This window comes from Streptococcus mitis, assembly GCF_946190065.1.
Taxonomy (GTDB): Bacteria; Bacillota; Bacilli; order Lactobacillales; family Streptococcaceae; genus Streptococcus; species Streptococcus mitis_DE.
Genome location: NZ_CAMHZD010000006.1, coordinates 15,416 through 39,858 on the forward strand (window position 1 = coordinate 15,416; position 24,443 = coordinate 39,858).

Annotated in this window: 27 protein-coding genes; 25 read left to right on the top strand and 2 right to left on the bottom strand. The window is 40.8% G+C overall.

The features are described from left to right. Positions 1-150: 150 nt before the first annotated feature. Genes secY2 through asp5 form a run of 9 tightly spaced genes read left to right on the top strand, consistent with a single transcriptional unit; the run spans position 151 to position 10,543 of the window. Positions 151-1,368 (top strand): accessory Sec system protein translocase subunit SecY2, encoded by a 1,218-nt coding sequence (gene secY2 / locus OCF96_RS04015; protein WP_261032793.1) that lies wholly within the window; start codon positions 151-153, stop codon positions 1,366-1,368. Positions 1,369-1,377: 9 nt separating this feature from the next. Beyond that, complete coding sequence (gene asp1, locus OCF96_RS04020) at positions 1,378-2,958, top strand: accessory Sec system protein Asp1 (RefSeq protein WP_261446482.1); 1,581 nt, start codon at positions 1,378-1,380, stop codon at positions 2,956-2,958. Continuing rightward, complete coding sequence (gene asp2, locus OCF96_RS04025) at positions 2,942-4,477, top strand: accessory Sec system protein Asp2 (protein ID WP_261446483.1); 1,536 nt, start codon at positions 2,942-2,944, stop codon at positions 4,475-4,477. Before asp1 ends, asp2 begins: the two co-directional genes overlap by 17 nt. Then, positions 4,474-4,914: an accessory Sec system protein Asp3 gene (gene asp3, locus OCF96_RS04030; protein WP_261446484.1), complete on the top strand. Its 441-nt coding sequence runs from the start codon at positions 4,474-4,476 to the stop codon at positions 4,912-4,914. Before asp2 ends, asp3 begins: the two co-directional genes overlap by 4 nt. Further along, on the top strand, positions 4,907-7,279 hold the full coding sequence (gene secA2 / locus OCF96_RS04035) for an accessory Sec system translocase SecA2 (RefSeq protein ID WP_261016740.1): 2,373 nt from the start codon (positions 4,907-4,909) through the stop codon (positions 7,277-7,279). Before asp3 ends, secA2 begins: the two co-directional genes overlap by 8 nt. Positions 7,280-7,291: 12 nt before the next feature. Further along, the gene (gene gtfA / locus OCF96_RS04040) at positions 7,292-8,803 is read left to right on the top strand and encodes an accessory Sec system glycosyltransferase GtfA (RefSeq protein ID WP_261446485.1); all 1,512 of its coding nucleotides are present in this window, start codon (positions 7,292-7,294) and stop codon (positions 8,801-8,803) included. Then, positions 8,796-10,133: an accessory Sec system glycosylation chaperone GtfB gene (gene gtfB / locus OCF96_RS04045; protein ID WP_261446486.1), complete on the top strand. Its 1,338-nt coding sequence runs from the start codon at positions 8,796-8,798 to the stop codon at positions 10,131-10,133. Before gtfA ends, gtfB begins: the two co-directional genes overlap by 8 nt. Before the next feature lies 1 nt (position 10,134). After that, a complete protein-coding gene (gene asp4 / locus OCF96_RS04050) occupies positions 10,135-10,314 on the top strand; it encodes an accessory Sec system protein Asp4 (RefSeq protein WP_094753148.1) in 180 nt (59 codons plus the stop codon). 4 nt (positions 10,315-10,318) lie between these two features. Beyond that, positions 10,319-10,543, top strand: a complete 225-nt coding sequence (gene asp5, locus OCF96_RS04055) for an accessory Sec system protein Asp5 (RefSeq protein ID WP_000565445.1) — start codon at positions 10,319-10,321, stop codon at positions 10,541-10,543. A 50-nt stretch (positions 10,544-10,593) separates the two neighbouring features. Here asp5 and OCF96_RS04060 read toward each other — a convergent pair whose 3' ends face one another. Both OCF96_RS04060 and sstT read right to left on the bottom strand, forming a co-directional pair. Continuing rightward, positions 10,594-11,547, bottom strand: a complete 954-nt coding sequence (locus tag OCF96_RS04060; protein ID WP_261446489.1) for an aromatic acid exporter family protein — start codon at positions 11,545-11,547, stop codon at positions 10,594-10,596. 67 nt (positions 11,548-11,614) lie between these two features. After that, positions 11,615-12,820: a serine/threonine transporter SstT gene (gene sstT, locus OCF96_RS04065; RefSeq protein ID WP_261446490.1), complete on the bottom strand. Its 1,206-nt coding sequence runs from the start codon at positions 12,818-12,820 to the stop codon at positions 11,615-11,617. 151 nt (positions 12,821-12,971) lie between these two features. Between sstT and OCF96_RS04070 the strand changes: the two genes are divergently transcribed. From OCF96_RS04070 to rpoZ, 16 genes are all read left to right on the top strand, one after another. Beyond that, on the top strand, positions 12,972-13,538 hold the full coding sequence (locus OCF96_RS04070) for a mechanosensitive ion channel family protein (RefSeq protein ID WP_261446491.1): 567 nt from the start codon (positions 12,972-12,974) through the stop codon (positions 13,536-13,538). A 51-nt stretch (positions 13,539-13,589) separates the two neighbouring features. Next, positions 13,590-14,498, top strand: coding sequence for a magnesium transporter CorA family protein (locus OCF96_RS04075; RefSeq protein ID WP_120769845.1), 909 nt, complete (start codon positions 13,590-13,592; stop codon positions 14,496-14,498). Between the two features lie 14 nt (positions 14,499-14,512). Then, positions 14,513-15,040, top strand: a complete 528-nt coding sequence (locus tag OCF96_RS04080) for a YqeG family HAD IIIA-type phosphatase (protein ID WP_261446493.1) — start codon at positions 14,513-14,515, stop codon at positions 15,038-15,040. 2 nt (positions 15,041-15,042) lie between these two features. Further along, complete coding sequence (gene yqeH, locus OCF96_RS04085) at positions 15,043-16,149, top strand: ribosome biogenesis GTPase YqeH (protein WP_261446495.1); 1,107 nt, start codon at positions 15,043-15,045, stop codon at positions 16,147-16,149. 213 nt (positions 16,150-16,362) lie between these two features. Further along, a complete protein-coding gene (yhbY, locus tag OCF96_RS04090; RefSeq protein ID WP_000060169.1) occupies positions 16,363-16,674 on the top strand; it encodes a ribosome assembly RNA-binding protein YhbY in 312 nt (103 codons plus the stop codon). Positions 16,675-16,725: 51 nt separating this feature from the next. Continuing rightward, on the top strand, positions 16,726-17,355 hold the full coding sequence (locus OCF96_RS04095; protein WP_045612187.1) for a nicotinate-nucleotide adenylyltransferase: 630 nt from the start codon (positions 16,726-16,728) through the stop codon (positions 17,353-17,355). Continuing rightward, positions 17,355-17,948 carry a bis(5'-nucleosyl)-tetraphosphatase (symmetrical) YqeK gene (gene yqeK, locus OCF96_RS04100; RefSeq protein ID WP_261446499.1) on the top strand — a complete coding sequence of 198 codons (594 nt, stop codon included), beginning with the start codon at positions 17,355-17,357 and terminating at the stop codon, positions 17,946-17,948. Before OCF96_RS04095 ends, yqeK begins: the two co-directional genes overlap by 1 nt. Continuing rightward, positions 17,949-18,449 carry a cysteine hydrolase family protein gene (locus tag OCF96_RS04105; RefSeq protein ID WP_261446500.1) on the top strand — a complete coding sequence of 167 codons (501 nt, stop codon included), beginning with the start codon at positions 17,949-17,951 and terminating at the stop codon, positions 18,447-18,449. 12 nt (positions 18,450-18,461) lie between these two features. Continuing rightward, positions 18,462-18,815 carry a ribosome silencing factor gene (rsfS, locus tag OCF96_RS04110; protein WP_001003007.1) on the top strand — a complete coding sequence of 118 codons (354 nt, stop codon included), beginning with the start codon at positions 18,462-18,464 and terminating at the stop codon, positions 18,813-18,815. A 110-nt stretch (positions 18,816-18,925) separates the two neighbouring features. Beyond that, positions 18,926-19,666 (top strand): class I SAM-dependent DNA methyltransferase, encoded by a 741-nt coding sequence (locus OCF96_RS04115; RefSeq protein WP_282185564.1) that lies wholly within the window; start codon positions 18,926-18,928, stop codon positions 19,664-19,666. A 9-nt stretch (positions 19,667-19,675) separates the two neighbouring features. Then, positions 19,676-20,773, top strand: a complete 1,098-nt coding sequence (locus OCF96_RS04120; RefSeq protein WP_261446502.1) for a nucleotidyltransferase — start codon at positions 19,676-19,678, stop codon at positions 20,771-20,773. A 237-nt stretch (positions 20,774-21,010) separates the two neighbouring features. Continuing rightward, the gene (locus OCF96_RS04125; protein ID WP_000388572.1) at positions 21,011-21,265 is read left to right on the top strand and encodes a type II toxin-antitoxin system Phd/YefM family antitoxin; all 255 of its coding nucleotides are present in this window, start codon (positions 21,011-21,013) and stop codon (positions 21,263-21,265) included. 3 nt (positions 21,266-21,268) lie between these two features. After that, positions 21,269-21,523 (top strand): Txe/YoeB family addiction module toxin, encoded by a 255-nt coding sequence (locus OCF96_RS04130; RefSeq protein ID WP_000924721.1) that lies wholly within the window; start codon positions 21,269-21,271, stop codon positions 21,521-21,523. Positions 21,524-21,685: 162 nt separating this feature from the next. Next, positions 21,686-23,299, top strand: a complete 1,614-nt coding sequence (locus OCF96_RS04135) for a ribonuclease Y (RefSeq protein ID WP_261446505.1) — start codon at positions 21,686-21,688, stop codon at positions 23,297-23,299. Positions 23,300-23,428: 129 nt separating this feature from the next. After that, the gene (gene gmk, locus OCF96_RS04140; RefSeq protein WP_000775040.1) at positions 23,429-24,055 is read left to right on the top strand and encodes a guanylate kinase; all 627 of its coding nucleotides are present in this window, start codon (positions 23,429-23,431) and stop codon (positions 24,053-24,055) included. Positions 24,056-24,079: 24 nt separating this feature from the next. Further along, complete coding sequence (rpoZ, locus tag OCF96_RS04145) at positions 24,080-24,394, top strand: DNA-directed RNA polymerase subunit omega (protein WP_000979235.1); 315 nt, start codon at positions 24,080-24,082, stop codon at positions 24,392-24,394. Positions 24,395-24,443 lie beyond the last annotated feature (49 nt).

Genomic DNA, 24,443 nt, shown 5'->3' on the forward strand with positions numbered 1-24,443 from the left:
CAAACCACGTCAACGTCGCCTTGCCGTACTCAAGTACAGCCTGCGGCTAGTTTCCTAGTTTGCTCTTTGATTTTCATTGAGTATAAAGTTGTAACATCACTATTTTTATTACAAAAGATTAGATTAACAGTAAGTGAGAAGGATTATTTTGTGAAAAAAATTTACTCATCAATGGCAGTAAAAAAAGGATTAACAACCTTATTTCTGCTGTTTATTTATGTATTGGGAAGTCGTATTACCCTTCCTTTTGTTGATTTGAATAGTAGAGACTTTCTAGGTGGGTCAACGGCATATTTGGCGTTTTCAACCGCCCTTCTAGGAGGAAATCTGAGAAGTTTATCAATTTTTTCTGTTGGATTATCCCCTTGGATGTCAGCTATGATTTTATGGCAATTACTTTCCTTTTCTAAGAAATTGAATATTTCTTCGGGTGCCGTAGAAGTTCAAGATAGAAGGAAGATGTATTTAACACTGGTTATTGCTTTGATTCAATCTTTAGCGCTCTCGTTGAATCTACCAATCCAGCATCTTTATTCATCACTCTTGGTAACTGTATTAAATACCATGTTATTAATAGCAGGAGCCTTCTTCCTAGTATGGTTATCCGATTTAAACGCGCAACTTGGAGTAGGTGGCTCTGTGATCATTTTACTGTCTAGTATTGTTTTAAATATTCCACAAGATATTTTAAGTACATTTCAGCTTGTTCGAATTTCTATGGGAATAATGATATTGATTGCATTGAGTAGTATTGTATTGACCTACATGATGGTGCTCATGTATAGAGCGCGCTATCGTATACCAGTTCATAAAATTGGCTTACGTAGTCGTTTTAAACGTTATTCTTATTTTGAAATAATGTTAAATCCTGCTGGTGGTATGCCATTTATGTATGTGATGAGTTTTTTAAGTTTGCCTACCTATATTTTTTTATTGTTACAGACTCTTTTTCCAAAGTCATCAGTCTTCTCTGAACTATCAGCTCAATATGGAGTTGGAAAACCATTATGGATTTACTCATACATTGCCATGATTTTTTTATTTAGTATTGCTTTTGCTTTTGTCAATATGAGTGGAGACCAAATATCTGATCGTATGAAGAAATCTGGGGAGTATATATATGGAGTTTATCCAGGTGAGGAAACAAGTCGTTTTATTAATCGATTAGTATTGCGCTTTTCGATCATAGGAGGAATCTTTAATGTTTTGATGGCAGGTACTCCAATGTTATTTGTTTTATCTGATGAAAATTTATTGAGGATTGCTATGATTCCAGGTTTGTTTTTGATGTTCGGAGGTATGATTTTTACAATTAAAGATGAAATGAATGCTTTGAGACTAAATGAAACCTATAAACCCTTGATTTAGGAGGTTTTTATGTATTATTTTATACCAGCTTGGTATGGTTCCAATCGTCAATGGCACGCTGATTTGACTCCGTGGTACCATTCTCACTTTAAACTTGAATTTGATGATACTTTTAATCAAATTAGGCTTTTTCAAAGACAAGAGATAGCATCTCGACTATTAGTATTAGCCTATCAGCCACATTTACGTTATTTTTTACATAGACATGGTGTCTTAGAGACAGAAGTTTATTCTATCTTTGATGACATGCAAGATTTGCAAGACCCCCACACCCAGGTTCTCAATTTGAGAGATATAGAGTGGGATAGTGATTGCCAGTTTCTGTATAGTCCATTTGCAATAGTAGTTCAAAAAAATGGTAAAAAGTATGCAAAGGTAGAACATGGCGTAGAAGGCTTTATTAGTGAGATCCAATATTTTGATTTCGATGGACAGATGAGTAAGCACTACATCATGGATGATCGTGGTTTTGTATCGAGTGTCATTTATTTTGATAATGGTCAGCCTACATATCAAGAATATTTAGATTCTAAAGGTATCTGGAGATTTAGGGAGCATTTAAACGAGGAAGGACGAGTAGAGGTAAATCCAATATTTGGTTATCGTTTTAAACAGCTTCACTATACTGATATGAGTCAACTAGTCACAGAATATTTTGATAAATATCTGCAAAAGCAAAAGAAAAAACAGGATATTTTTATCATTCCTTCTCATCCTCATCATGACCAATTTATCTTCAGTTGCTTACCAAGTGACACTGCTAAAATTTTGGGTCTTTTCATTAATCGGAATTCTCAAGCTAGTTTTAAAGACTTAGCTTCATCATTTGAACAAGCAGACCTAGTCCTAGTGGATAGAGAGGATAGTTTACAACTCTTGCAGGAACTATATCCTAAACTATCAGATAAATTTTATCATCTCTCTCCTTTTGATACGCGTTTACGACTCGGTCGAAGTCAGACTCGAAAAGAATCAATAATTTACTATCAACTGGATTTTGAGCAGGGGATTGATAAGCAAGTTCTACTTCAAGTCTTGGACTTTGTCGCTGAAAATAAAGATACTGAGGTCATTTTTGGAGCCTTTTCTGCTAGTCGGGAACAGATGGAGGAAGTGGAAAGCCTTGTAAATGAAATCATTCAGGAACAAATCTATACGGATAGTTTAGAAAAAGGAATAGACTACGGTGGGGCAGAAAATCCTTTAGAAGAAAACCAAGAGCAGGAAATGCGTTTTCAGTTTGTCAATATGAATGATGAGTTAGATTTGATAAAAACACTAGAATTTGTCCGTTTGATTGTGGATTTGAATAAACAACCCCACCTCTATACTCAGATAGCTGGTATTAGTGCAGGAATTCCTCAAATCAACCTAGTTGAAACTGTCTATGTGGAACATTTGAAAAATGGTTATTTGATTTCAGATGTGACAGAATTTTCCAAGGCTGCACATTACTATACAGATAGACTAAAAGAGTGGAATCAAGCTCTAGTATACTCTATTGATAAAATCAAGGAACATACTGGTCAACGATTTTTAGATAAGTTGCATCACTGGATTGAGGAGGTTACAGATGTCAAAGGATTATAAAATCCTACAGATAGGAATTGATAATTGGGCTCATTATTATGAAATTCCTGAAAATATGGATTGGTATTATTTTTGCCCTAATTCACCGCTAGCCCTCCGTAAAATGATGGAAATGGATAGTATCACAAATTTTCATGCAATCTTGGTAGAGGATGGTCAGTATATAAGAGATTTAATGCATTTTGTACACCATATCGAACCTTATACTCTACTTTATAGTCAAGATTTTCAAACGACAGATTTGGGTATTCTTGATTGCTTAAAAAAGCGGTGTGCTCAGGCTGTAGATTTTTCGGCCCCTCAGGAATTACTCAATGATTTATCAACTTCACTCTTTGGTGGGGGATATGGGGATAAAGTAAATCCTTTTACTATTAAGATTCATCCCGATTTTGAAGGTTCTATTTCTTATCAAGGATTTGAATATTTGGCTTTAGAAGGGGATTTTGGTGATACTTTTTCCCAGCTTGCTTATTGGTCATACAACATTGTGGTTAGTAAAAATCTTCCTATTGAGTTGTGGCTGGAGTATGAAAAACAAGGTAATTGTGAGTTACGATTGGTCATTCATAAGATATGGAGTGGGTCTGTTGATGGAATTTTTGAAGAAATCCTAGTGACTGAAAATGACCTAGAGCAAGCACTCATTATGGAAAATAAAGAGGGAGATTGCTATCTCGCCATATCTGTAGAAGCACGAGGTCAGGGAATTTTAAAGATTGGTAGTCTTCATCAGCGCTGGAGTCGTAAACAGTTTGGGAAGTTTGTTTTAGGTGGGAATATCCTACATGATAGTAAGCGTGATGAAATTAACTACTTTTTCCATCCGGGTGATTTCAAGCCCCCTTTAGCTGTTTATTTTTCAGGTTTTCGTCTTGCCGAGGGATTCGAGGGATATTGGATGATGAAAGATTTAGGATGTCCTTTTCTTCTGTTCTCAGATCCTCGTATTCAAGGTGGAGCCTTTTACCTTGGTAGTCAAGAATTAGAGAATAAGATTAAGGAAACCATTCAATACTATTTGGATTATCTTGGTTTGACATCTAAAGATTTGATTTTATCTGGTCTTTCCATGGGAACTTTTCCGTCTCTCTATTATGCAGCCGCTTTTGAACCACCTGCAGTTATTGTCGGGAAGCCATTAGCTAATATTGGGACTATTGCAAGACGAGGACGTTTAGAGGCACCAGGCGTATTTAATACAGGATTTGATGTTCTGAGACATCAGACTGGTGGAGTTAGTTCTCATCATATGGAAGATTTGGATCAACGTTTTTGGAATGCTTTTAAAAAGGCTGATTTTACCCAGACAACTTTCGGTCTTTCCTATATGAAGGATGAAGATATGGACAGTAAAGCCTACGATCAGTTAGTAGAATATCTTTGTTATACAGGGGCTAAGATTTTATCTAAAGGTACGGATGGACGACACAATGATGATTCAAACACCAATATTGCTTGGTTTCTACATTTTTACCGTATGATTTTGAAATCAGATTTTGGAAGAGGTAGTCAATGATCATTAAACAAAGACAAGAAATTAATTGGGTGGAAGTAGGAGAAACGTATATGTACGGATCAACTGTATCTTATTATCCTGACAAAAGTGTTCGTCTGTATAATCCTCTATTGCCATCTGGCGAGATTCTCAAAACATGGTTTTCTAATGTGAACTATCAAGCCTTTAGAACTCAGCCCAGTCTTCCTTTGCTTAAAAGAAAACAGGATTATCAATTATGCATGAATTTTGAATGCCATCCTACAAATGGAGTCTATACAAAGATTGCATTTTTTGATAGATATGGGGATGTGATTGAAGAGAAAATTGAAAAGATGAAAGTCTTTGATTTTACCTATCCTGATGATACCTATACCTACCAAGTCTCCCTTTTAAGTGCTGGTTTTGAGTCCTTGGATTTTTATTCTTTTTCTATTAAGGAGACGAATCGTGTTTAAAGGTATATATCAAAATTTTCAGTTGCGGAAAGTCAAAAGGATTTTAAAAAAGATTAATGCCCTTAAAGAAAAGATGGAGTCTCTATCAGACCAGGAACTAGCGGCAAAAACAGTGGAGTTTCGCCAACGTCTTGTTGAGGGAGCAACTCTTGATGACCTATTGGTAGAAGCTTTTGCTGTGGTGCGTGAAGCAGACAAGCGGATTTTAGGGATGTTTCCCTATGATGTTCAGGTCATGGGAGCTATTGTCATGCACTACGGAAATGTTGCTGAGATGAACACAGGGGAAGGGAAAACTCTAACAGCCACCATGCCGGTCTATTTGAACGCTCTTTCAGGAGAAGGAGTGATGGTTGTTACGCCTAATGAGTATCTAGCAAAGCGGGATGCAGAGGAAATGGGCCAAGTTTATCGTTTCCTAAGTTTGACTATAGGGGTCCCATTTACAGGGGATTCCAAAAAGGAAATGAAAGCTGAAGAAAAGAAACGTATCTATGCTTCGGATATCATCTATACAACCAATAGTAATTTAGGTTTTGATTACCTAAATGATAATCTGGCTTCGAATGAAGAAGGTAAGTTTTTGCGACCTTTTAACTATGTCATTATTGATGAAATTGATGATATCTTGCTGGATAGTGCACAAACTCCGTTGATTATTGCGGGTTCTCCCCGTGTTCAGTCTAATCACTACCGTATTATTGATACGCTGGTAACGACTTTGGTAGAAGGGGAGGACTATATTTTTAAGGAGGAAAAGGATGAGGTCTGGCTCACTACCAAAGGGGCTAAGGCTGCTGAAAGCTTCTTAGGAATAGATCATTTTTACAAGGAAGAACATGCGGTTTTTGCTCGTCATTTAGTTTATGCGATTCGAGCCCATAAACTTTTTACTAAAGATAAAGACTATGTCATCCGTGGGGATGAAATGGTGCTGGTGGATAAGGGAACTGGTCGTCTGATGGAGATGACTAAACTACAGGGAGGTCTCCATCAGGCAATTGAAGCCAAGGAACATGTCAAATTATCTCCAGAAACACGGGCCATGGCTTCTATCACCTATCAGAGTCTTTTTAAAATGTTTAATAAGATATCTGGTATGACAGGGACAGGTAAGGTTGCAGAAAAAGAGTTTATTGAAACCTACAATATGTCTGTAGTACGCATTCCAACCAACCGTCCTAGACAACGGATTGATTATCCAGATAATCTCTATGTGACTTTACCAGAGAAAGTTTATGCGTCTTTAGAATACATCAAAGAATACCATGCTAAGGGGAATCCCTTACTCGTTTTTGTAGGCTCAGTTGAAATGTCTCAACTTTATTCGTCACTCTTGCTTCGAGAGGGAATTGCCCATAATGTTTTAAATGCTAATAATGCGGCGCGTGAGGCTCAGATTATCTCCGAGTCAGGTCAAATGGGAGCTGTGACAGTGGCTACCTCCATGGCAGGACGTGGTACGGATATCAAGCTTGGTAAGGGAGTTGCAGAACTTGGGGGCTTGATTGTTATTGGGACTGAGCGGATGGAAAGCCAACGGATTGACCTGCAAATTCGTGGCCGTTCTGGCCGTCAGGGAGATCCAGGTATGAGTAAGTTTTTTGTATCTCTGGAAGATGATGTTATTAAGAAATTTGGTCCATCTTGGGTGCATAAAAAGTATAAAGACTATCAGGTTCAAGATATGACTCAACCGGAAGTACTGAAAGGTCGTAAATATCGGAAGCTAGTCGAAAAGGCTCAGCATGCTAGTGATAGTGCTGGACGTTCGGCACGCCGTCAGACTCTAGAATATGCTGAGAGTATGAATATTCAACGAGATTTGATTTACAAGGAGCGTAATCGTCTAATAGATGGCTCTCGCGACTTAGAAGATGTTGTGGAGGAAATCATTGCTAGCTACATAGATCAAGTGACTTCTTCAGACTATGAAAGCCGAGAGCTACTCTTCCACTTCATTGTGACCAATATTAGTTTTCATATTAAAGAAGTTCCAGATCATATAGATGTGACTGACAAGACTGCAGTTCGTAGCTTTATGAAGCAGGTGATTGATAAAGAACTTTCTGCAAAGAAAGAATTACTTGATCAACATGGTCTGTATGAACAGTTTTTACGACTTTCTATGCTCAAGGCTATCGATGATAACTGGGTAGAGCAGGTAGACTATCTACAACAGTTATCTATGGCTATCGGTGGTCAGTCTGCTAGTCAGAAAAACCCGATCGTAGAGTATTATCAAGAAGCCTACGCGGGCTTTGAAGCTATGAAAGAACAAATCCGTGCGGATATGGTGCGTAATCTCCTGATGGGCCTGGTTGAAGTTACTCCTAAGGGTGAGATTATGACTCATTTCCCATAAAAAGAGGAAAATATGACAATTTACAATATAAATTTAGGACTTGGATGGGCTAGTAGTGGTGTTGAATACGCCCAAGCCTACCGTGCTGGTGTTTTTCGGAAATTAAATCTGTCCTCTAAGTTTATCTTTACAGATATGATTTTAGCTGATAATATTCAGCACTTAACAGCCAATATTGGTTTTGATGATGATCAAGTGATTTGGCTTTATAATCATTTTACAGACATCAAGATTGCACCGGCTAGCGTGACAGTGGATGATGTCTTGGCTTACTTTGGTGGCGTTGAAAGTCACAGAGAAAAAAATGGCAAGGTTTTACGTATCTTCTTTTCTGACCAAGATAAGTTTGTCACCTGTTATTTGGTGGATGAGAGTAAGGACTTGGTTCAACATGCAGAGTATGTCTTTAAAGGAAAACTGATTCGTAAGGATTACTTTTCTTATACGCGTTATTGTAGCGAGTATTTTGCTCCCAAGGACAATGTTGCAGTCCTATACCAACGAACTTTTTACAATGAAAACGGGACTCCAGCCTATGATATCTTGATGAATCAAGGCAAGGAAGAAGTTTATCGTTTTAAGGATAAGATTTTCTATGGAAAGCAAGCTTTCATGCGTGCTTTTATGAAATCCTTGAATTTGAACAAGTCTGATTTGGTCATTCTTGATAGGGAGACAGGCATTGGTCAGGTTGTGTTTGAGGAAGCGCAGGTAGCGCATCTAGCGGTAGTTGTCCATGCGGAACATTATAGTGAAAATGCTACAAATGAGGACTATATCCTTTGGAACAACTATTATGACTATCAGTTTACCAATGCAGATAAGGTTGATTTCTTTATCGTATCAACTGATAGACAGAATGAAGTGTTGCAAGAGCAATTTGCTAAATATACACATCACCGACCAAAGGTTGTTACCATTCCTGTAGGTAGTATTGATTCCTTGACCGAGTCAAGTCAGGGACGTAAGCCATTTTCTTTGATTACCGCTTCACGTCTTGCCAAAGAAAAACACATTGATTGGTTAGTCAAGGCAGTCATTGAGGCGCGCAAGGAAATCCCTGAATTAACCTTTGATATCTATGGTAGCGGTGGAGAAGACGCTCTTCTTCGAGACATTATTGCTACTCATAAGGCAGAGGATTATATCCAACTCAAAGGACATGCGGAACTTTCGCAGATTTATAGCCAGTATGAGGTCTATTTGACGGCTTCTACCAGTGAAGGATTTGGTTTGACCTTGATGGAAGCTATTGGTTCAGGCCTTCCTCTAATTGGTTTTGATGTGCCTTATGGGAATCAGACCTTTATAGAAGATGGGCAAAATGGTTATCTGATTCCAATTTCATCTGACCATGTGGAGGATCAAATCAAGCAAGCTTATGCAGCTAAGATTTGTCAACTGTATCAAGAAAATCGTTTGGCGGATATGCGTGCCCATTCTTACCAGATTGCAGAAGGCTTCTTAACCGAAGAAATTTTAGAAAAGTGGAAGAAAACAGTAGAGGAGGTGCTCCATGATTGAACTTTATGATCGTTATAGTCAGGAAAGTCGAGATTTACATGAAAGTCTCGTGGCTACTTGTCTTTCTCATCTTGGAGTAGTCATCGATGCAGATGGTTTTCTGCCTGATGGTCTGGTATCCCCTTTTACCTATTATCTAGGTTATGAAAAGGGAAAACCTCTTTATTTTAACCAAGTCCCTGTTCCAGCTTTTTGGGAAATTTCAGGAAATAATCAGTCTGCTCGTATTGAAGATATGATAGAGGAGAGAGCCGTTATTCATTATGCTGAGGGAATGCAGGCTCGATTGGTTAAACAGATAGATTGGAAAGACTTGGAAGGAAGAGTACGCCAGGTTGATCATTATAATCGTTTTGGTGCTTGCTTTGCGACAACGACCTATAGTGCTGATAGTGAGCCGATCATGACGGTTTACCAAGATGTCAATGGTCAGGAAGTTTTACTGGAAAACCATGTGACAGGTGATATCTTATTGACCTTACCTGATCAATCCATGCGTTACTTTGCCAATCGAGTAGAATTTATCACTTTCTTTTTGCAAGATTTGGGGCTAGATAAGCATCAGATTGTTTTTAATACTCTAGCGACTCCTTTCTTGGTTTCCTTCCATCATCCAGATAAATCTGGCTCAGATGTTTTGGTGTGGCAGGAACCTCTCTATGATGCCATTCCAGGCAATATGCAGTTGATTTTGGAAAGCGATGATGTGCGTACTAAGAAGATTATCATTCCAAACAAAGCGACTTATGAGCGTGCTTTAGAGTTGACTGATGAGAAATACCATGATCAGTTTGTGCACTTGGGTTACCATTATCAGTTTAAACGGGATAATTTCCTAAGACGAGATGCCTTAATCTTGACTAATTCAGATCAGATTGAGCAAGTAGAATCAATCGTAGAAGCCTTGCCTGATGTTACTTTCCGTATCGCAGCGGTGACAGAGATGTCTTCTAAGCTCTTAGACATGCTTCGCTATCCTAATGTGGTCCTTTACCAGAACGCTAGTCCACAGAAGATTCAGGAGCTGTATCAACTGTCGGATATTTACTTGGATATAAACCATAGTAATGAGTTATTGCAGGCAGTGCGTCAGGCCTTTGAGCATAATCTTTTGATTCTGGGCTTCAATCAGACGGTCCATAATAGACTCTATATCGCTCCAGACCATCTATTTGAAAGTAGTGAGGTTCCTGCTTTGGTTGAGACAATTAAACTGGCTCTTTCAGATGTTGATCAAATGCGTCAGGCACTTGGCAAACAAGGACAACATGCAAACTATGTTGACTTGGTGCGATATCAGGAAACCATGCAAACTGTTTTAGGAGGCTAACATGTCAGAGGAAGATTTATTTTACAAAGACGTTGAAGGTCGTATGGAAGAGTTGAAACAAAAACCTATCAAGAAAGAAAAAGAAACCCGAGGGGAAAAGATTAGTAAAACTTTTTCACTCATCTTGGGTTTAATGATTCTGATTGGTTTACTCTTTACACTGCTAGGAATTTTGAGGTAGGCTTATGATTGACATACTGATTGTTTTAGCTATTGTCCTCTCTCTTGCTTTGATTGTATTGGTAACCATACAACCTCGTCAAAATCAACTATTTTCCATGGATGCGACCAGTAATATTGGTAAACCAAGCTACTGGCAGAGCAATACCTTGGTCAAGGTTCTTACTTTATTGGTGAGTTTGGCCTTATTCGTTTTACTATTAACCTTTATGGTGATAACTTACAAATAAAAGAAAACTTCAGATATTCACCTTTTGTGATTGGTCTGAAGTTTTCTTTTTTACTGTCCATATTTTTGATAAAAGTCAACTTTTACTTGGATAAAGGTTTTGGCTTCACGTAGGAGTTGAAGGAGGGTGGCACGGGTTTCAAATTCTTCTCTTGTCTTGGGCAGACTGCGGTTACGGAAGACTTCCAGATAGCGTTCGATTTCATCTAGTAAATCAGAAGCAGGATTGGTCTGGCTCAGTTGCCCAGCAATTTTTGAAAAGAGTTGGGCCAAAATCAGGCTTTCACTGGCAGCTAGGTGACAGGTGTTGATTTGTTGGGCCATATTTCGCAGGATACGACTTTGTCGCTGTCTCATCTCAAAATAGTGGATATGATAGTCGGTCTGGTGAAAGAGGTGGTCAGAGTGATCTAGATAGACCAGTCTGAGGGCTTCTTCCAAAAGGGTGTCTAATTCCTCTACCAGCTGTGCTCGGTTGCGTCCGTCTCCCTTGGATAAATAATATTTGAAGCGCTGGAGGATATCTTTTAACTTTTCTTCTACCAATGTGTGGTAGTGATGAATTTTGGCTTCTCGTGAAGGCATGTAGAGATTGACAAGCAAGGCAAATCCTGTACCGATAGCGAAGAGAAGGAATTCATTGACTAGAAGGTCTGGAGAGGTTGATTTTTGCACCAAGAGATGGCTAACTAAAACGCTACTTGGTGTGATACCAATTTCCCAGCCCATTTTGTAGGCTAGAGGCACATAAAGGGCTAGATAGAGGCCAAGGCTCCAGATATGAAATCCGCTCAAATGAAAAGCCAGAACACCGATAGCTAGAGCTAGGAGCATGGAAAAGAGTCGATTGCGGGCCAGTTTTAAGGTACTTCTACGAGTATCGGATAGGCTCAAGAGGGCGATGATCCCAGCCGAGACAGCTGAGGAGAGATTGAGAAAATAAGCAAGAAGGTAGGCAAGACAGGTAGCTAAGATGAGTTTTGTCGTACGTTGGCTAATAGACATATGGATTTCCTAGTAGGTTAGTATAAAAGCGGAAAAGACAAGACCTGAGCAGGCTTGCCTTTATGAGTTATTTTTTACGGGCTGCTGCGTATTCGGCAACGGCGGTAAAGAGGACGTCTGTAGAAGAGTTGAGGGCTGTTTCACATGAGTCTTGGATAACTCCAATCACAAATCCAACCCCAACAACTTGCATGGCAATATCGTTAGAAATCCCAAAAAGGCTACAAGCAACTGGGATAAGAAGGAGGGAACCGCCCGCAATACCAGAAGCACCACAGGCAGAGATAGCTGCTACTACACTAAGAACAAAGGCTGTCGCAAAGTCAACAGGGATTCCCAAAGTATTTACTGCAGCAAGGGTCAAAACGTTAATAGTAATTGCTGCCCCTGCCATGTTGATAGTAGAACCCAGTGGGATAGAAACGGAATAGGTATCTGGGTTGAGTCCAAGGTCATGGCAAAGTTTCATGTTGACAGGGATGTTAGCCGCAGAACTACGAGTGAAGAAGGCTGTCACACCGCTGACACGCAAACATTTCCAAACGAGAGGGTAAGGATTTCTCTTCATAAAGAGGAAGGCAATTAGTGGATTAACAACCAGAGCTACAAAGAACATGGTTGTAACCAATAATCCTAGTAAAATACCGTAGTTTGCGAGACTGCCGATTCCCTTATCAGAGATGGTTTTGAAGACAAGGCCAAGGATTCCAAATGGAGCTAGGTTGATGATCCATTCGACAATCTTAGAAGTCACATCAGCCATGGTTTTCAGCAATTCTTTACTATTTTTGCTGGCCTCTCTCATAGCAATACCGAAAACAACTGCCCAAGATAAGATACCGATGTAGTTAGCAGTAACGAGGGCATTGATTGGATTGTCAACCAGTTTGAGCAAGAGATTGCTGAGGACCTGGCCAATTCCATCTGGTGGTGCGATTTCTGTATTGGCACTATTTAAGGTAATCTCAACAGGGACAATGAAACTTGCTAAGACAGCAACAAGTGCCGCTGCAAAGGTTCCTACCAAGTAAAGGAAGATAACCGTTTTTATGTTGCTATCTTGTCCCTTTTGATGTTGGGAAAGGGCGTTAGCAACGAGGGCAAAGACTAGAATAGGTGCGATGGCTTTTAGACCGCCAACAAAGAGATCTCCGAGTAGACCAATTCCTGAAATGTTAGGAAGTGTCAGTCCTAGGATTCCTCCAACAAGCATACCAATCAAAATCCTTTTGATTAGGCTTGCCTTATTCCAAGCATGAATGATTTTTTTCATAACAACCTCCTTAGTTGTGTAATGTTTATGATTATAGTATAAATATGAACTAAAATCAAGAATTTTCTGTCTATTTTTGCTATTATTTTTGAATATTTATGGAGATTCATCACTTGTGAAAGTATGGTATAATAAATGAAAGGAGTTTTCTATGAAAGAATTTATTCAAACCTACCTCAATAAGCTTGATATAACAACGATTATTGAAAATATCTTAACCAAGGTACTTTCTCTGTTATTTTTATTTTTGCTATTCTACATAGCTAAAAAACTGCTTCATACAATGGTTCAGAGAATTGTCAAACCTTCTCTAAAAATGTCTCATCATGATGTCGGGCGTCAGAAAACCATCTCACGTTTATTAGAGAATGTGTTTAATTATACCCTCTATTTCTTTTTACTTTACTGTATCTTGTCTATTTTGGGTTTGCCAGTTTCTAGTTTGCTGGCAGGTGCTGGGATTGCTGGGGTAGCTATTGGGATGGGAGCTCAAGGTTTTCTGTCTGATGTTATCAATGGCTTTTTCATCCTCTTTGAACGTCAATTGGATGTGGGAGATGAGGTTGTTCTGACAAATGGTCCTATTACTGTATCGGGCAAGGTTGTCAGTGTCGGCATTCGGACGACGCAACTCAGAGGAGAAGACCAGGTTCTGCACTTCGTTCCCAATCGGAATATCACCGTTGTCAGCAATTTCTCTCGGACAGACCAGGCCTGAAATTTTAGCAGATTTATGGTACAATAGAAAGAGTTTGGTAAAGGAGAGAAGATGTTTTTAGAAAAACAGTTGGGCAATGGTTGCGCCTGGATTAACCTAGATTTGGACAAGTTGAAAAAACTAGAGGACCTTTCTGAAATCTACGGTTTGGATAAGGAAACCATTGAATACGCACTGGATAGAAATGAGCGCGCCCATATGGATTATCACCGTGAAAATGGGACTGTGACCTTTATCTACAATGTCTTGAACTTGAAAAAGGATAAGGCATACTACGAAGCCTTTCCCATGACCTTTATCGTAGAACATCGTCGCCTAATTACCATTAGTAATACTAAGAACGCCTATGTCATTGAACAGATGACCCGTTATCTGGAGAGTCATGACACGCTTTCGATTTACAAGTTTCTCTTTGCTAGTCTGGAAATCATCAGCAATGCCTACTATCCTGTCATCGAACAGATGGACAAGAGTAAGGATGAAGTCAATGGTCTCTTGCGCCAGAGGACGACCAAGAAAAACCTCTTTGCCCTTTCCGACTTGGAGACTGGTATGGTTTACCTCACTGCGGCTGCCAAGCAAAATCGCATGTTGCTGGAGCATATTCAAGGGCATGCCCTCTATCGCAGTTTTAACGAGATTGAGAGAGAACAGTTTGATGATGCTATGATTGAGGCTCATCAGCTGGTATCCATGACAGACTTGATTTCTCAGGTCCTCCAACAACTATCAGCATCTTACAATAACATCCTAAACAACAACCTGAATGATAATTTGACAACCTTGACTATCATCTCAGTCTTGCTAGCGGTTTTGGCAGTCGTGACAGGCTTTTTCGGAATGAATGTTCCCCTACCTTTAACAGATGAGCCCCATGCTTGGCTCTACATTAGTTTAGCCAGTGCTGGGTTGTGGATTGTTTTGTCATTGTTATTAAGGAAAATTGCGAAAAAAAGTTAAGAAAAGGAGCCGGAATGTCGATTGAAAATTACATGCCAGATTTTGCTGTGGAAGCAGTTTATGATCTGACAGTTCCAAGCCTGCAGGCGCAGGGAATCAAGGCTGTTTTGGTCGATTTGGACAATACCCTCATTGCTTGGAACAACCCTGATGGGACGCCAGAGATGAAGCAATGGCTACATGATCTTCGGGACGCGGGCATTCGCATCATCGTGGTATCAAATAACACCAAAAAACGGGTCCGACGAGCAGTTGAGAAGTTTGGAATTGATTACGTTTATTGGGCTCTGAAGCCCTTCACATTTGGGATTGATCGTGCCATGAAGGAATTTCACTATGAGAAAAGTGAAGTAGTCATGGTTGGTGACCAGCTCATGACCGATATTCGAGCAGCCCACCGTGCTGGTATTCGCTCGATTTTAGTCAAACCCTTGGTCAAACATGACTCAATCAAAACGCAGATTAACCGAGCTCGTGAGCGTCATGTCATGCGAAAAATCACTGAAAAGTACGGACCGATCACATATAAAAAAGGAATTTAACTATGGAAGAAATTCTCTGTATTGGTTGTGGAGCAACCATTCAGACGACAGACAAGGCTGGTCTTGGATTTACCCCCCAGTCGGCACTTGAAAAAGGTTTGGAGACTGGCGAAGTCTATTGCCAACGTTGTTTCCGTCTCCGCCACTATAATGAGATCACGGATGTCCAGTTGACGGACGATGATTTCCTCAAGCTCTTGCACGAGGTGGGAGACAGTGATGCCTTAGTGGTCAATGTCATTGATATCTTTGATTTTAATGGCTCTGTCATCCCAGGTTTGCCACGTTTTGTCTCGGGCAATGATGTCCTCTTGGTGGGAAATAAAAAAGATATCTTGCCCAAGTCTGTTAAACCAGGCAAGATTAGCCAGTGGCTCATGGAACGTGCCCACGAAGAAGGGCTTCGTCCTGTGGATGTCGTCCTAACTTCAGCCCAAAACAAACATGCCATCAAGGAAGTCATTGACAAGATTGAACACTACCGTAAGGGTCGCGATGTCTATGTGGTCGGTGTGACCAACGTTGGAAAATCAACCCTAATCAATGCTATTATTCAAGAAATCACGGGTGATCAAAATGTCATCACGACTTCGCGTTTCCCAGGGACAACCTTGGATAAGATTGAGATTCCGCTTGACGACGGATCTTATATCTACGATACGCCAGGAATCATCCACCGTCACCAGATGGCCCACTACTTGACGGCCAAAAACCTCAAGTATGTCAGCCCCAAAAAGGAAATCAAGCCTAAGACCTATCAGCTCAATCCTGAACAAACCCTGTTTCTAGGCGGTCTAGGACGCTTTGACTTCATTGCGGGTGAAAAGCAAGGATTCACAGCCTTTTTTGACAACGAATTGAAACTTCATCGTACTAAGCTTGAAGGCGCTAGTGCTTTCTACGATAAGCACGTCGGAACCCTTCTGACACCACCAAATAGTAAGGAAAAAGAAGATTTTCCAAAACTAGTTCAGCATGTATTTAACATTAAGGAAAAGACAGACCTAGTCATCTCTGGACTCGGCTGGATCCGCGTAACAGGCACAGCCAAAGTCGCCGTTTGGGCACCAGAAGGCGTCGCCGTCGTCCCACGAAAAGCCATTATTTAAACACAGAAAGGAAAGAGTTATCTAGATTCGGGCGAGTCCTGCGAGCCCGTAGAGAATACTTTTCGCCGTGGTGTTAGTTGGTACAAGTGATTGTACCAACTGCGGAAAATTTGAGACCTTAGGCTCAAATTTTAGTCATGAAAGTCCAAAGGACTTTGCTGACGTCCGCCACCACTTTAGAAAAGTATAAAAAGAAACTCTTTTAAAGAAATTATGTCATTAACATCAAAACAACGTGCCTTCCTCAACAGTCAGGCACACACCCTAAAACCCATCATCCAAATCGGGAAAAATGGACTCAACGACCAAATTAAAACCAGCGTTCGCCAAGCTCTTGATGCACGCGAATTGATCAAGGTTACTCTTTTGCAAAACACAGATGAAAATATCCACGAAGTAGCTGAAATTTTGGAAGAAGAAATCGGTGTGGATACAGTCCAAAAAATCGGACGCATCTTGATTTTGTTTAAACAATCCAGCAAGAAAGAAAATCGCAAGATTTCTAAAAAAGTCAAAGAAATCTAGGAAATCTACTCCAAATAACTGTTTTTACAGAGAAATAAAGGAGACTAGCCTATGGCAATCGAACTATTGACTCCCTTTACCAAGGTAGAGTTGGAGCCAGAAATCAAGGAGAAAAAACGTAAACAAGTCGGGATTTTAGGGGGGAATTTTAACCCTGTTCACAATGCCCATCTGATTGTTGCGGATCAAGTAAGACAACAGTTGGGGCTGGACCAGGTTCTGCTCATGCCTGAATACCAACCTCCTCATGTAGATAAAAAGGAAACCATCCCTGAACACCATCGTCTCAAGATGCTTGAGTTGGCGATTGAGGGGATTGAAGGCCTAGCTATTGAAACCATTGAGTTGGAGCGCAAGGGTATTTCTTACACCTACGACACCATGAAGCTTCTAACTGAGAAGAATCCAGATACAGATTATTACTTTATCATCGGGGCCGACATGGTTGATTACCTACCTAAGTGGTATAGAATTGATGAGTTAGTTGATATGGTTCAGTTTGTGGGAGTTCAGCGCCCACGCTACAAGGCAGGGACTTCCTATCCAGTTATCTGGGTGGATGTGCCTCTCATGGATATCTCGTCCAGCATGGTGCGTGACTTCCTTGCCCAAGGTCGGAAACCTAATTTTCTCCTACCTCAGCCAGTGTTAGACTACATCGAGAAGGAGGGGCTCTACTGATGTCTTATCAAGACTATATCAACTGCTCTCGTGAGGCTTTGTTGGAAAAAATGGCAGAGCTTCTACCCGAGAAACGGTTAACCCATTGCTTGGGTGTGGAGCGTGCAGCCATAGAACTGGCTCAGCGATTTGGAATCGATGCCGAGAAAGCAGGACTAGCCGGCCTTCTTCATGACTATGCAAAAAAGCTGTCAGATCAGGAATTTTTGGACTTGATTGACCGTTATCAACTAGATTCTGACCTCAAAAATTGGGGCAATAATGTCTGGCATGGTATGGTTGGCATTTACAAGATTCAGGAAGACTTGGATTTGCATGATCCAGAAATCCTGCGAGCTATTGAAATCCATACAGTCGGGGCTGACCAGATGACTGATTTTGATAAGGTTATCTACGTCGCAGACTATATAGAGCATAATCGAGCCTTTCCTGGAGTGGATGTAGCGCGTGAGATTGCAAGTCTATCGCTTAATAAGGCGGTGGCCTACGAAACAGCTCGAACCGTGGAGCATCTAGCTCATCAGGGATTCCCCATCTATCCCCAAACCCTTGAAACCTATAACGCCTTTGTGCACTATTTGAAAGAGGACTAAATGAAGACGGCTTTTATAATCATTGATGTTCAGAATATTTTAGTGGAAACCGGTTTTCAGACAAATAGTCTATTGGAAAAAATTTCTTATTTACAAAACCAGGCTAGAAGTAAGAATATTGAAATTATCTATGTTCAACATATTGAGAATCCTGAAGCTCAAACATCAGAAGATTGGCAGTTATCTGCGCTTTTAAATCGAAAATCTGATGAAAAGGTCTTTCAGAAGAAGTATAACAGTATTTTCAAAGAAACTGGTTTAAAAGAATACTTGGATAAACAGGGGATTGAAAAATTAGTTTTATGTGGTATGCAGACAGAATATTGTGTGGATACCTCTGTCAAGGTTGCCTTTGAATATGGCTATCAGCTTATTATTCCAGAAGGTGCTGTCACAACCTTTGATGGGAAAGACATTCCAGCAGTAACGATAAATGAATTTTATGAGGGCATTTGGGAGGGTCGCTTTGCAGATGTCCTAGATTACAAACATCTTTTCTAGAAAGAGGACTAAATGAACGAAAAAGAATTACTAGAACTAGTCGTGAAAGCGGCTGATGAGAAACGTGCGGAGGATATCCTGGCACTTGATGTACAAGATTTGACCAGCGTGACAGACTACTTTGTGATCACTAGCTCAATGAATAGCCGTCAGTTGGACGCTATCGCTGACAATATCCGTGAAAAAGTAGCGGAAGCAGGTTTTAAAGGAAGCCATGTCGAAGGCGATGCAGCTGGAGGCTGGGTCTTGTTAGACCTCGGTGGGGTTGTTGTGCATATCTTCTCAGAAGAAATGCGTGCCCACTATAACTTAGAAAAGCTATGGCATGAGGCGGAGTCAGTAGATATTTCAGAAGCTCTTGCTTAGAAGACGAACTCAGTTGTAGCCAACTGGGTTTCTTTGCTTATTTTAGAAAAAATGGATAGAAAGGTATAGGGCGAGTGGTGTTTGCCATGGAGGCTCTTGGTATCATGATTATGGCAACTTATGAAACCTTTGCGGCGGTCTATGATGCGGTCATGGACGATAGTTTATATGATAAATGGACGGATTTTTCTCTGGGTCATTTGCCTAAGACAAAGGAGAGAAAAAAACTCTTGGAATTGGCTTGTGGGACAGGCATCCAGTCTGTACGCTTTTCTCAAGCTGGTTTTGATGTGACTGGACTTGACTTGAGCGCAGATATGCTGAAGATTGCGGAGAAGAGAGCGGCTTCAGCCAAACAAAAGATTGATTTTATTGAAGGCAATATGTTGGATTTGTCCAAGGTAGGTCAATACGACTTTGTCACTTGTTATTCGGACTCTATCTGCTACATGCAGGATGAGGTGGAAGTAGGGGATGTTTTTAAGGAAGTGTATAATGCCCTTAATGAAGATGGAGTTTTCATCTTTGATGTGCATTCGACCTACCAGACAGACGAAGTTTTTCCAGGCTATTCTTATCATGAAAATGCAGAAGATTTCGCCATGCTATGGGATACCTATGAGGATGCGGCGCCTCACTCTATCGTTCATGAGTTGACTTTCTTTGTCAAGGAAGCGGATGGTTCCTTTAGTCGCCACGATGAAGTGCATGAGGAGCGAACCTATGAGGTCTTGACCTATGATATTTTGCTGGAGCAGGCTGGATTTAAGTCTTTCAAACTCTATGCAGACTTTGAGGACAAGGAGCCGACAGAGACAAGTACCCGTTGGTTTTTTGTCGCGCAGAAGTAGGAGATTATCATGACCATCACAGGTATTATCGCGGAGTTTAATCCTTTTCATAATGGACACAAATACCTGCTGGATCAGGCCGAGGGACTGAAAATCGTGGCTATGTCAGGAAATTTCATGCAGCGTGGAGAACCTGCTATTGTGGACAAGTGGACACGAACTCATATGGCGTTGGAAAATGGCGCAGATTTGGTAGTAGAATTGCCCTTTTTAGTCAGTGTTCAGGCGGCAGATTTCTTTGGCCAAGGAGCTGTGGATATCTTAGCCCAGTTGGGGATTGATACCTTAGCCTTTGGGACGGAGGAAGTTCTGGATTATCAAAAAATCGCTGACTTATACACAGAGAAAGGTGCTGAGATGGAGAAATTTGTGGATAATCTACCAGATTCTCTCTCTTATCCCCAGAAAACCCAAGCTATGTGGAAGGAATTTGCTGGTCTTGATTTTTCTGGCAATACGCCCAATCATGTCCTTGCTCTCGCCTATGCCAAAGCAGTTGCGGGACACAACATCAAACTGCATCCGATTCAGCGTAAGGGCGCTGGTTACCATTCTGTGGACAAGGATGTGGACTTTGCCTCAGCAACAGCCATCCGTCAGCACCAATCAGACCAAGATTTCTTAGAACGCTTTATGCCTTCTGTTGCTCTCTTTGAGCAGGCCAGTAAGGTGAGCTGGGATGACTATTTTCCCTTGCTACGCTATCAAATCTTGTCAAATCCCGACCTAACTACCATCTATCAGGTCAATCAAGAAATGGCTGTGCGCATTAAAGAGGCTATTAAACCAGCACAGTCTGTAGAAGAATTAGTCGAGGCGGTTGCGACCAAACGATATACCAAGGCGCGTGTCAGACGCCTATTGACCTATATTTTGATGCAGGCTAGAGAAAGTGACTTGCCAGAAGGGATTCATGTCCTTGGCTTTACTGAAAAAGGCAGACAGCATCTTAAATCTCTGAAAGGGCAGGTCAATCTAGTCAGCCGAATTGGTAAAGAAGCCTGGGATAGCATGACCCAAAAGGCAGACCAGATTTACCAACTAGGAAATCCAAGTATAGCAGAGCAGAATTTTGGAAGAGTGCCGATTAGAATAGAATCAAACTAAGTCTACCGAAAGGTGGGCTTTTTGAGATTTTTTACGAATAATACTCTTCGAAAATCAAATTCAAACCACGTCAACGTCGCCTTGCCGTACTCAAGTACAGCCTGCGGCTAGTTTCCTAGTTTGCTCTTTGATTTTCATTGAGTATAAATAGATAGAAAAGAAAATCTTGTACAAGTTCCTGACAATTTCTTTCTTTTCGTGTATAATAGTGGAAAAGAGGTAAAACGAGGTATGGTTATGGAAGCAGTTCTTTACTCAACATTCCGAAATCATTTAAAAGACTACATGAAGAAGGTAAATGATGAATTTGAGCCTTTGACGGTGGTCAATAAAAATCCAGACGAGGACATTGTAGTACTTTCAAAGAGTGAGTGGGATAGTATTCAGGAAACCCTGAGAATTGCTCAAAATAAGGAACTTTCTGATAAGGTTTTGCGAGGAATGGCTCAAGTCCGTGCTGGAAGTACTCAGGTCCATGTTATTGAGGAGTGAGAAATGCTGCTCAAGTTTACAGAAGATGCCTGGGCTGATTATTGCTACTGGCAAAATCAGGATAAGAAAACCCTAAAACGAATCAACAAACTAATCAAGGATATTCAACGCGATCCATTTACAGGAATTGGTAAACCAGAACCACTCAAGTATGACTACCAAGGAGCATGGTCACGTCGTATTGATGCAGAAAATCGCTTGATTTATATGATGGATGGAGATAGCGTGGCTTTCTTGTCCTTTAAAGATCATTACTAAGTCTACTGCGAAGTAGGCTTTTTAAATAACAAGTTTATTTTAGTGATTGTGCCCTAAATTCCCCAAAACATATTCTATTTTAGGTTTGTGAAAATCACTTTTTTATGGTAGAATGTAAAAGAATGTATGTCATTCGGAATAACAATAAAATGAGGTAAAAACATGGAAATCATGTCGCTTGCGATTGCTGTTTTTGCCGTCATCATTGGTTTAGTCATTGGATATGTCAGCATCTCAGCCAAGATGAAATCATCTCAGGAAGCTGCAGAGTTGATGCTTTTAAATGCTGAACAAGAAGCAACTAATTTACGTGGACAAGCTGAGCGTGAAGCGGATTTACTTGTTAATGAAGCCAAACGTGAAAGTAAGTCTCTTAAAAAAGAAGCACTATTGGAGGCCAAAGAAGAAGCCAGAAAATACCGTGAAGAAGTGGACGCTGAATTCAAATCAGAACGTCAAGAACTCAAACAAATCGAAAGTCGTTTGACAGAGAGAGCTGCTAGCCTTGATCGTAAGGACGACAATTTGACGAGTAAAGAACAAACACTTGAACAAAAAGAACAAAGTATTTCTGATAGAGCGAAAAACCTTGATGCGCGTGAAGAGCAATTAGAGGAAGTCGAAAGACAAAAAGAAGCAGAACTAGAGCGTATTGGTGCTCTGTCTCAGGCAGAAGCACGAGATATTATCTTGGCACAGACAGAGGAAAACTTGACCAAGGAGATTGCTAGCCGTATTCGCGAAGCTGAGCAAGAGGTCAAGGAACGTTCTGATAAAATGGCCAAGGATATCCTGGTTCAAGCTATGCAACGTATCGCTGGTGAATATGTAGCGGAGTCAACAAACTCAACGGTTCACCTGCCAGACGATACTATGAAGGGACGTATTATTGGTCGTGAAGGTCGTAACATTCGTACCTTTGAAAGTTTGACAGGGGTTGATGTGATTATCGACGATACGCCAGAAGTGGTGACCTTGTCAGGTTTTGACCCGATTCGCCGTGAGATTGCCCGTATGACTATGGAAATGTTGCTCAAAGATGGTCGTATTCATCCAGCTCGTATTGAAGAGTTGGTTGAGAAAAACCGTCAAGAGATTGACAATAAGATACGTGAATACGGTGAGGCCGCTGCCTATGAGATTGGTGCGCCGAACCTCCATCCAGACTTGATGAAGATTATGGGACGTTTGCAGTTCCGTACTTCATATGGACAAAATGTCTTACGCCATTCGATTGAAGTTGCTAAGTTGGCTGGTATCATGGCGAGCGAACTTGGTGAAAATGCGGCTCTTGCCCGTCGTGCTGGATTCCTTCACGATATCGGGAAAGCCATTGACCGTGAGGTTGAAGGTAGCCACGTTGAAATCGGTACGGAATTGGCACGTAAGTACAAGGAACACCCAGTTGTTGTCAATACGATTGCTAGTCACCACGGTGATGTCGAACCAGAAAGCGTGATTGCAGTGATTGTTGCTGCAGCAGATGCCTTGAGTGCGGCTCGTCCAGGTGCTCGTAGTGAGTCTCTTGAAAGCTACATCAAGCGTCTTCATGATTTGGAAGAAATTGCTAACGGCTTTGAAGGGGTACAAAATAGCTTTGCCCTTCAAGCAGGACGTGAAATCCGTATCATGGTCAATCCAGGACAAATCAAGGACGACAAAGTCACAATCTTGGCTCACAAAGTTCGTGAGAAAATTGAAAACAATCTCGATTACCCAGGAAATATCAAGGTAACCGTGATTCGCGAGCTTCGTGCAGTAGATTATGCCAAATAAATAAGAAAGAGCAGTTGAAAAATTACTGCTTTTTTGTTACACTAGATAGAAAGACTGTAAAGGATAATCTGGCTTTTTGCCATTATTCTAGAGAAATGTTATTTCACAGACTGACTAAAAGGAGACACAATGGCAGACCGAGGCTTACTAATCGTTTTTTCTGGTCCTTCAGGGGTTGGAAAAGGAACGGTTAGAAGAGAGATTTTTGAGAGTTCTGAAAACCAATTTCAATACTCTGTATCGATGACGACACGCGCACAACGTCCTGGAGAAGTGGACGGTGTTGACTATTTCTTCCGTACTCGAGAAGAGTTTGAAGAGCTGATTCGTCAAGGTCAGATGTTGGAATACGCAGAATATGTCGGCAACTACTATGGAACTCCTCTGACCTACGTCAATGAAACCTTGGACAAGGGAATCGATGTTTTCCTTGAAATTGAAGTTCAGGGTGCTCTTCAGGTTAAGAAAAAGGTTCCAGATGCTGTCTTTATCTTCCTGACACCACCAGATTTGGATGAATTGCAAGATCGTTTGGTAGGTCGTGGAACAGACAGTGCAGAAGTGATTGCCCAACGAATCGAAAAAGCCAAGGAAGAAATTGCTCTCATGCGTGAGTATGATTATGCGATTGTCAACGATCAGGTGCCCCTAGCTGCTGAGCGTGTCAAACGTGTTATCGAAGCAGAGCACTTCCGTGTGGATCGTGTCATTGGTCACTATCAGGAGATGTTACCAAAATCTCCAACTAGCCGATAAAATTTAGAAAATAGGTACAAGCAAATGATGTTAAAACCCTCTATTGATACCTTGCTCGACAAGGTTCCATCAAAATATTCACTCGTAATCTTGGAAGCAAAACGTGCCCACGAATTGGAAGCAGGTGCGCCAGCAACTCAAGGTTTCAAGTCTGAAAAATCAACTCTTCGCGCTTTAGAAGAAATCGAATCAGGGAACGTTACAATTCACCCAGATCCAGAAGGTAAACGTGAAGCAGTGCGTCGCCGTATCGAAGAAGAAAAACGTCGCAAAGAAGAAGAAGAAAAGAAAATCAAAGAGCAAATCGCTAAAGAAAAAGAAGATGGTGAAAAAATTTAAGGTTGGGGGGACTCAATCTTATTTTTTCTATTGCAAGAATGTACTGACA

Coding starts and splice junctions, on each gene's coding strand:
- asp3 (WP_261446484.1), top strand. CDS start 4,474: ATGATCATTAAACAAAGACAAGAAATTAATTGGGTGGAAGTAGGAGAA.
- rpoZ (WP_000979235.1), top strand. CDS start 24,080: ATGATGTTAAAACCCTCTATTGATACCTTGCTCGACAAGGTTCCATCA.
- asp1 (WP_261446482.1), top strand. CDS start 1,378: ATGTATTATTTTATACCAGCTTGGTATGGTTCCAATCGTCAATGGCAC.
- OCF96_RS04095 (WP_045612187.1), top strand. CDS start 16,726: ATGGCAATCGAACTATTGACTCCCTTTACCAAGGTAGAGTTGGAGCCA.
- asp5 (WP_000565445.1), top strand. CDS start 10,319: ATGATTGACATACTGATTGTTTTAGCTATTGTCCTCTCTCTTGCTTTG.
- sstT (WP_261446490.1), bottom strand. CDS start 12,820: ATGAAAAAAATCATTCATGCTTGGAATAAGGCAAGCCTAATCAAAAGG.
- OCF96_RS04130 (WP_000924721.1), top strand. CDS start 21,269: ATGCTGCTCAAGTTTACAGAAGATGCCTGGGCTGATTATTGCTACTGG.
- OCF96_RS04135 (WP_261446505.1), top strand. CDS start 21,686: ATGGAAATCATGTCGCTTGCGATTGCTGTTTTTGCCGTCATCATTGGT.
- OCF96_RS04060 (WP_261446489.1), bottom strand. CDS start 11,547: ATGTCTATTAGCCAACGTACGACAAAACTCATCTTAGCTACCTGTCTT.
- OCF96_RS04125 (WP_000388572.1), top strand. CDS start 21,011: ATGGAAGCAGTTCTTTACTCAACATTCCGAAATCATTTAAAAGACTAC.
- yqeH (WP_261446495.1), top strand. CDS start 15,043: ATGGAAGAAATTCTCTGTATTGGTTGTGGAGCAACCATTCAGACGACA.
- gtfB (WP_261446486.1), top strand. CDS start 8,796: ATGATTGAACTTTATGATCGTTATAGTCAGGAAAGTCGAGATTTACAT.
- asp2 (WP_261446483.1), top strand. CDS start 2,942: ATGTCAAAGGATTATAAAATCCTACAGATAGGAATTGATAATTGGGCT.
- yqeK (WP_261446499.1), top strand. CDS start 17,355: ATGTCTTATCAAGACTATATCAACTGCTCTCGTGAGGCTTTGTTGGAA.
- OCF96_RS04075 (WP_120769845.1), top strand. CDS start 13,590: ATGTTTTTAGAAAAACAGTTGGGCAATGGTTGCGCCTGGATTAACCTA.
- OCF96_RS04105 (WP_261446500.1), top strand. CDS start 17,949: ATGAAGACGGCTTTTATAATCATTGATGTTCAGAATATTTTAGTGGAA.
- gtfA (WP_261446485.1), top strand. CDS start 7,292: ATGACAATTTACAATATAAATTTAGGACTTGGATGGGCTAGTAGTGGT.
- gmk (WP_000775040.1), top strand. CDS start 23,429: ATGGCAGACCGAGGCTTACTAATCGTTTTTTCTGGTCCTTCAGGGGTT.
- yhbY (WP_000060169.1), top strand. CDS start 16,363: ATGTCATTAACATCAAAACAACGTGCCTTCCTCAACAGTCAGGCACAC.
- OCF96_RS04080 (WP_261446493.1), top strand. CDS start 14,513: ATGTCGATTGAAAATTACATGCCAGATTTTGCTGTGGAAGCAGTTTAT.
- rsfS (WP_001003007.1), top strand. CDS start 18,462: ATGAACGAAAAAGAATTACTAGAACTAGTCGTGAAAGCGGCTGATGAG.
- OCF96_RS04070 (WP_261446491.1), top strand. CDS start 12,972: ATGAAAGAATTTATTCAAACCTACCTCAATAAGCTTGATATAACAACG.
- asp4 (WP_094753148.1), top strand. CDS start 10,135: ATGTCAGAGGAAGATTTATTTTACAAAGACGTTGAAGGTCGTATGGAA.
- OCF96_RS04115 (WP_282185564.1), top strand. CDS start 18,926: ATGGCAACTTATGAAACCTTTGCGGCGGTCTATGATGCGGTCATGGAC.
- OCF96_RS04120 (WP_261446502.1), top strand. CDS start 19,676: ATGACCATCACAGGTATTATCGCGGAGTTTAATCCTTTTCATAATGGA.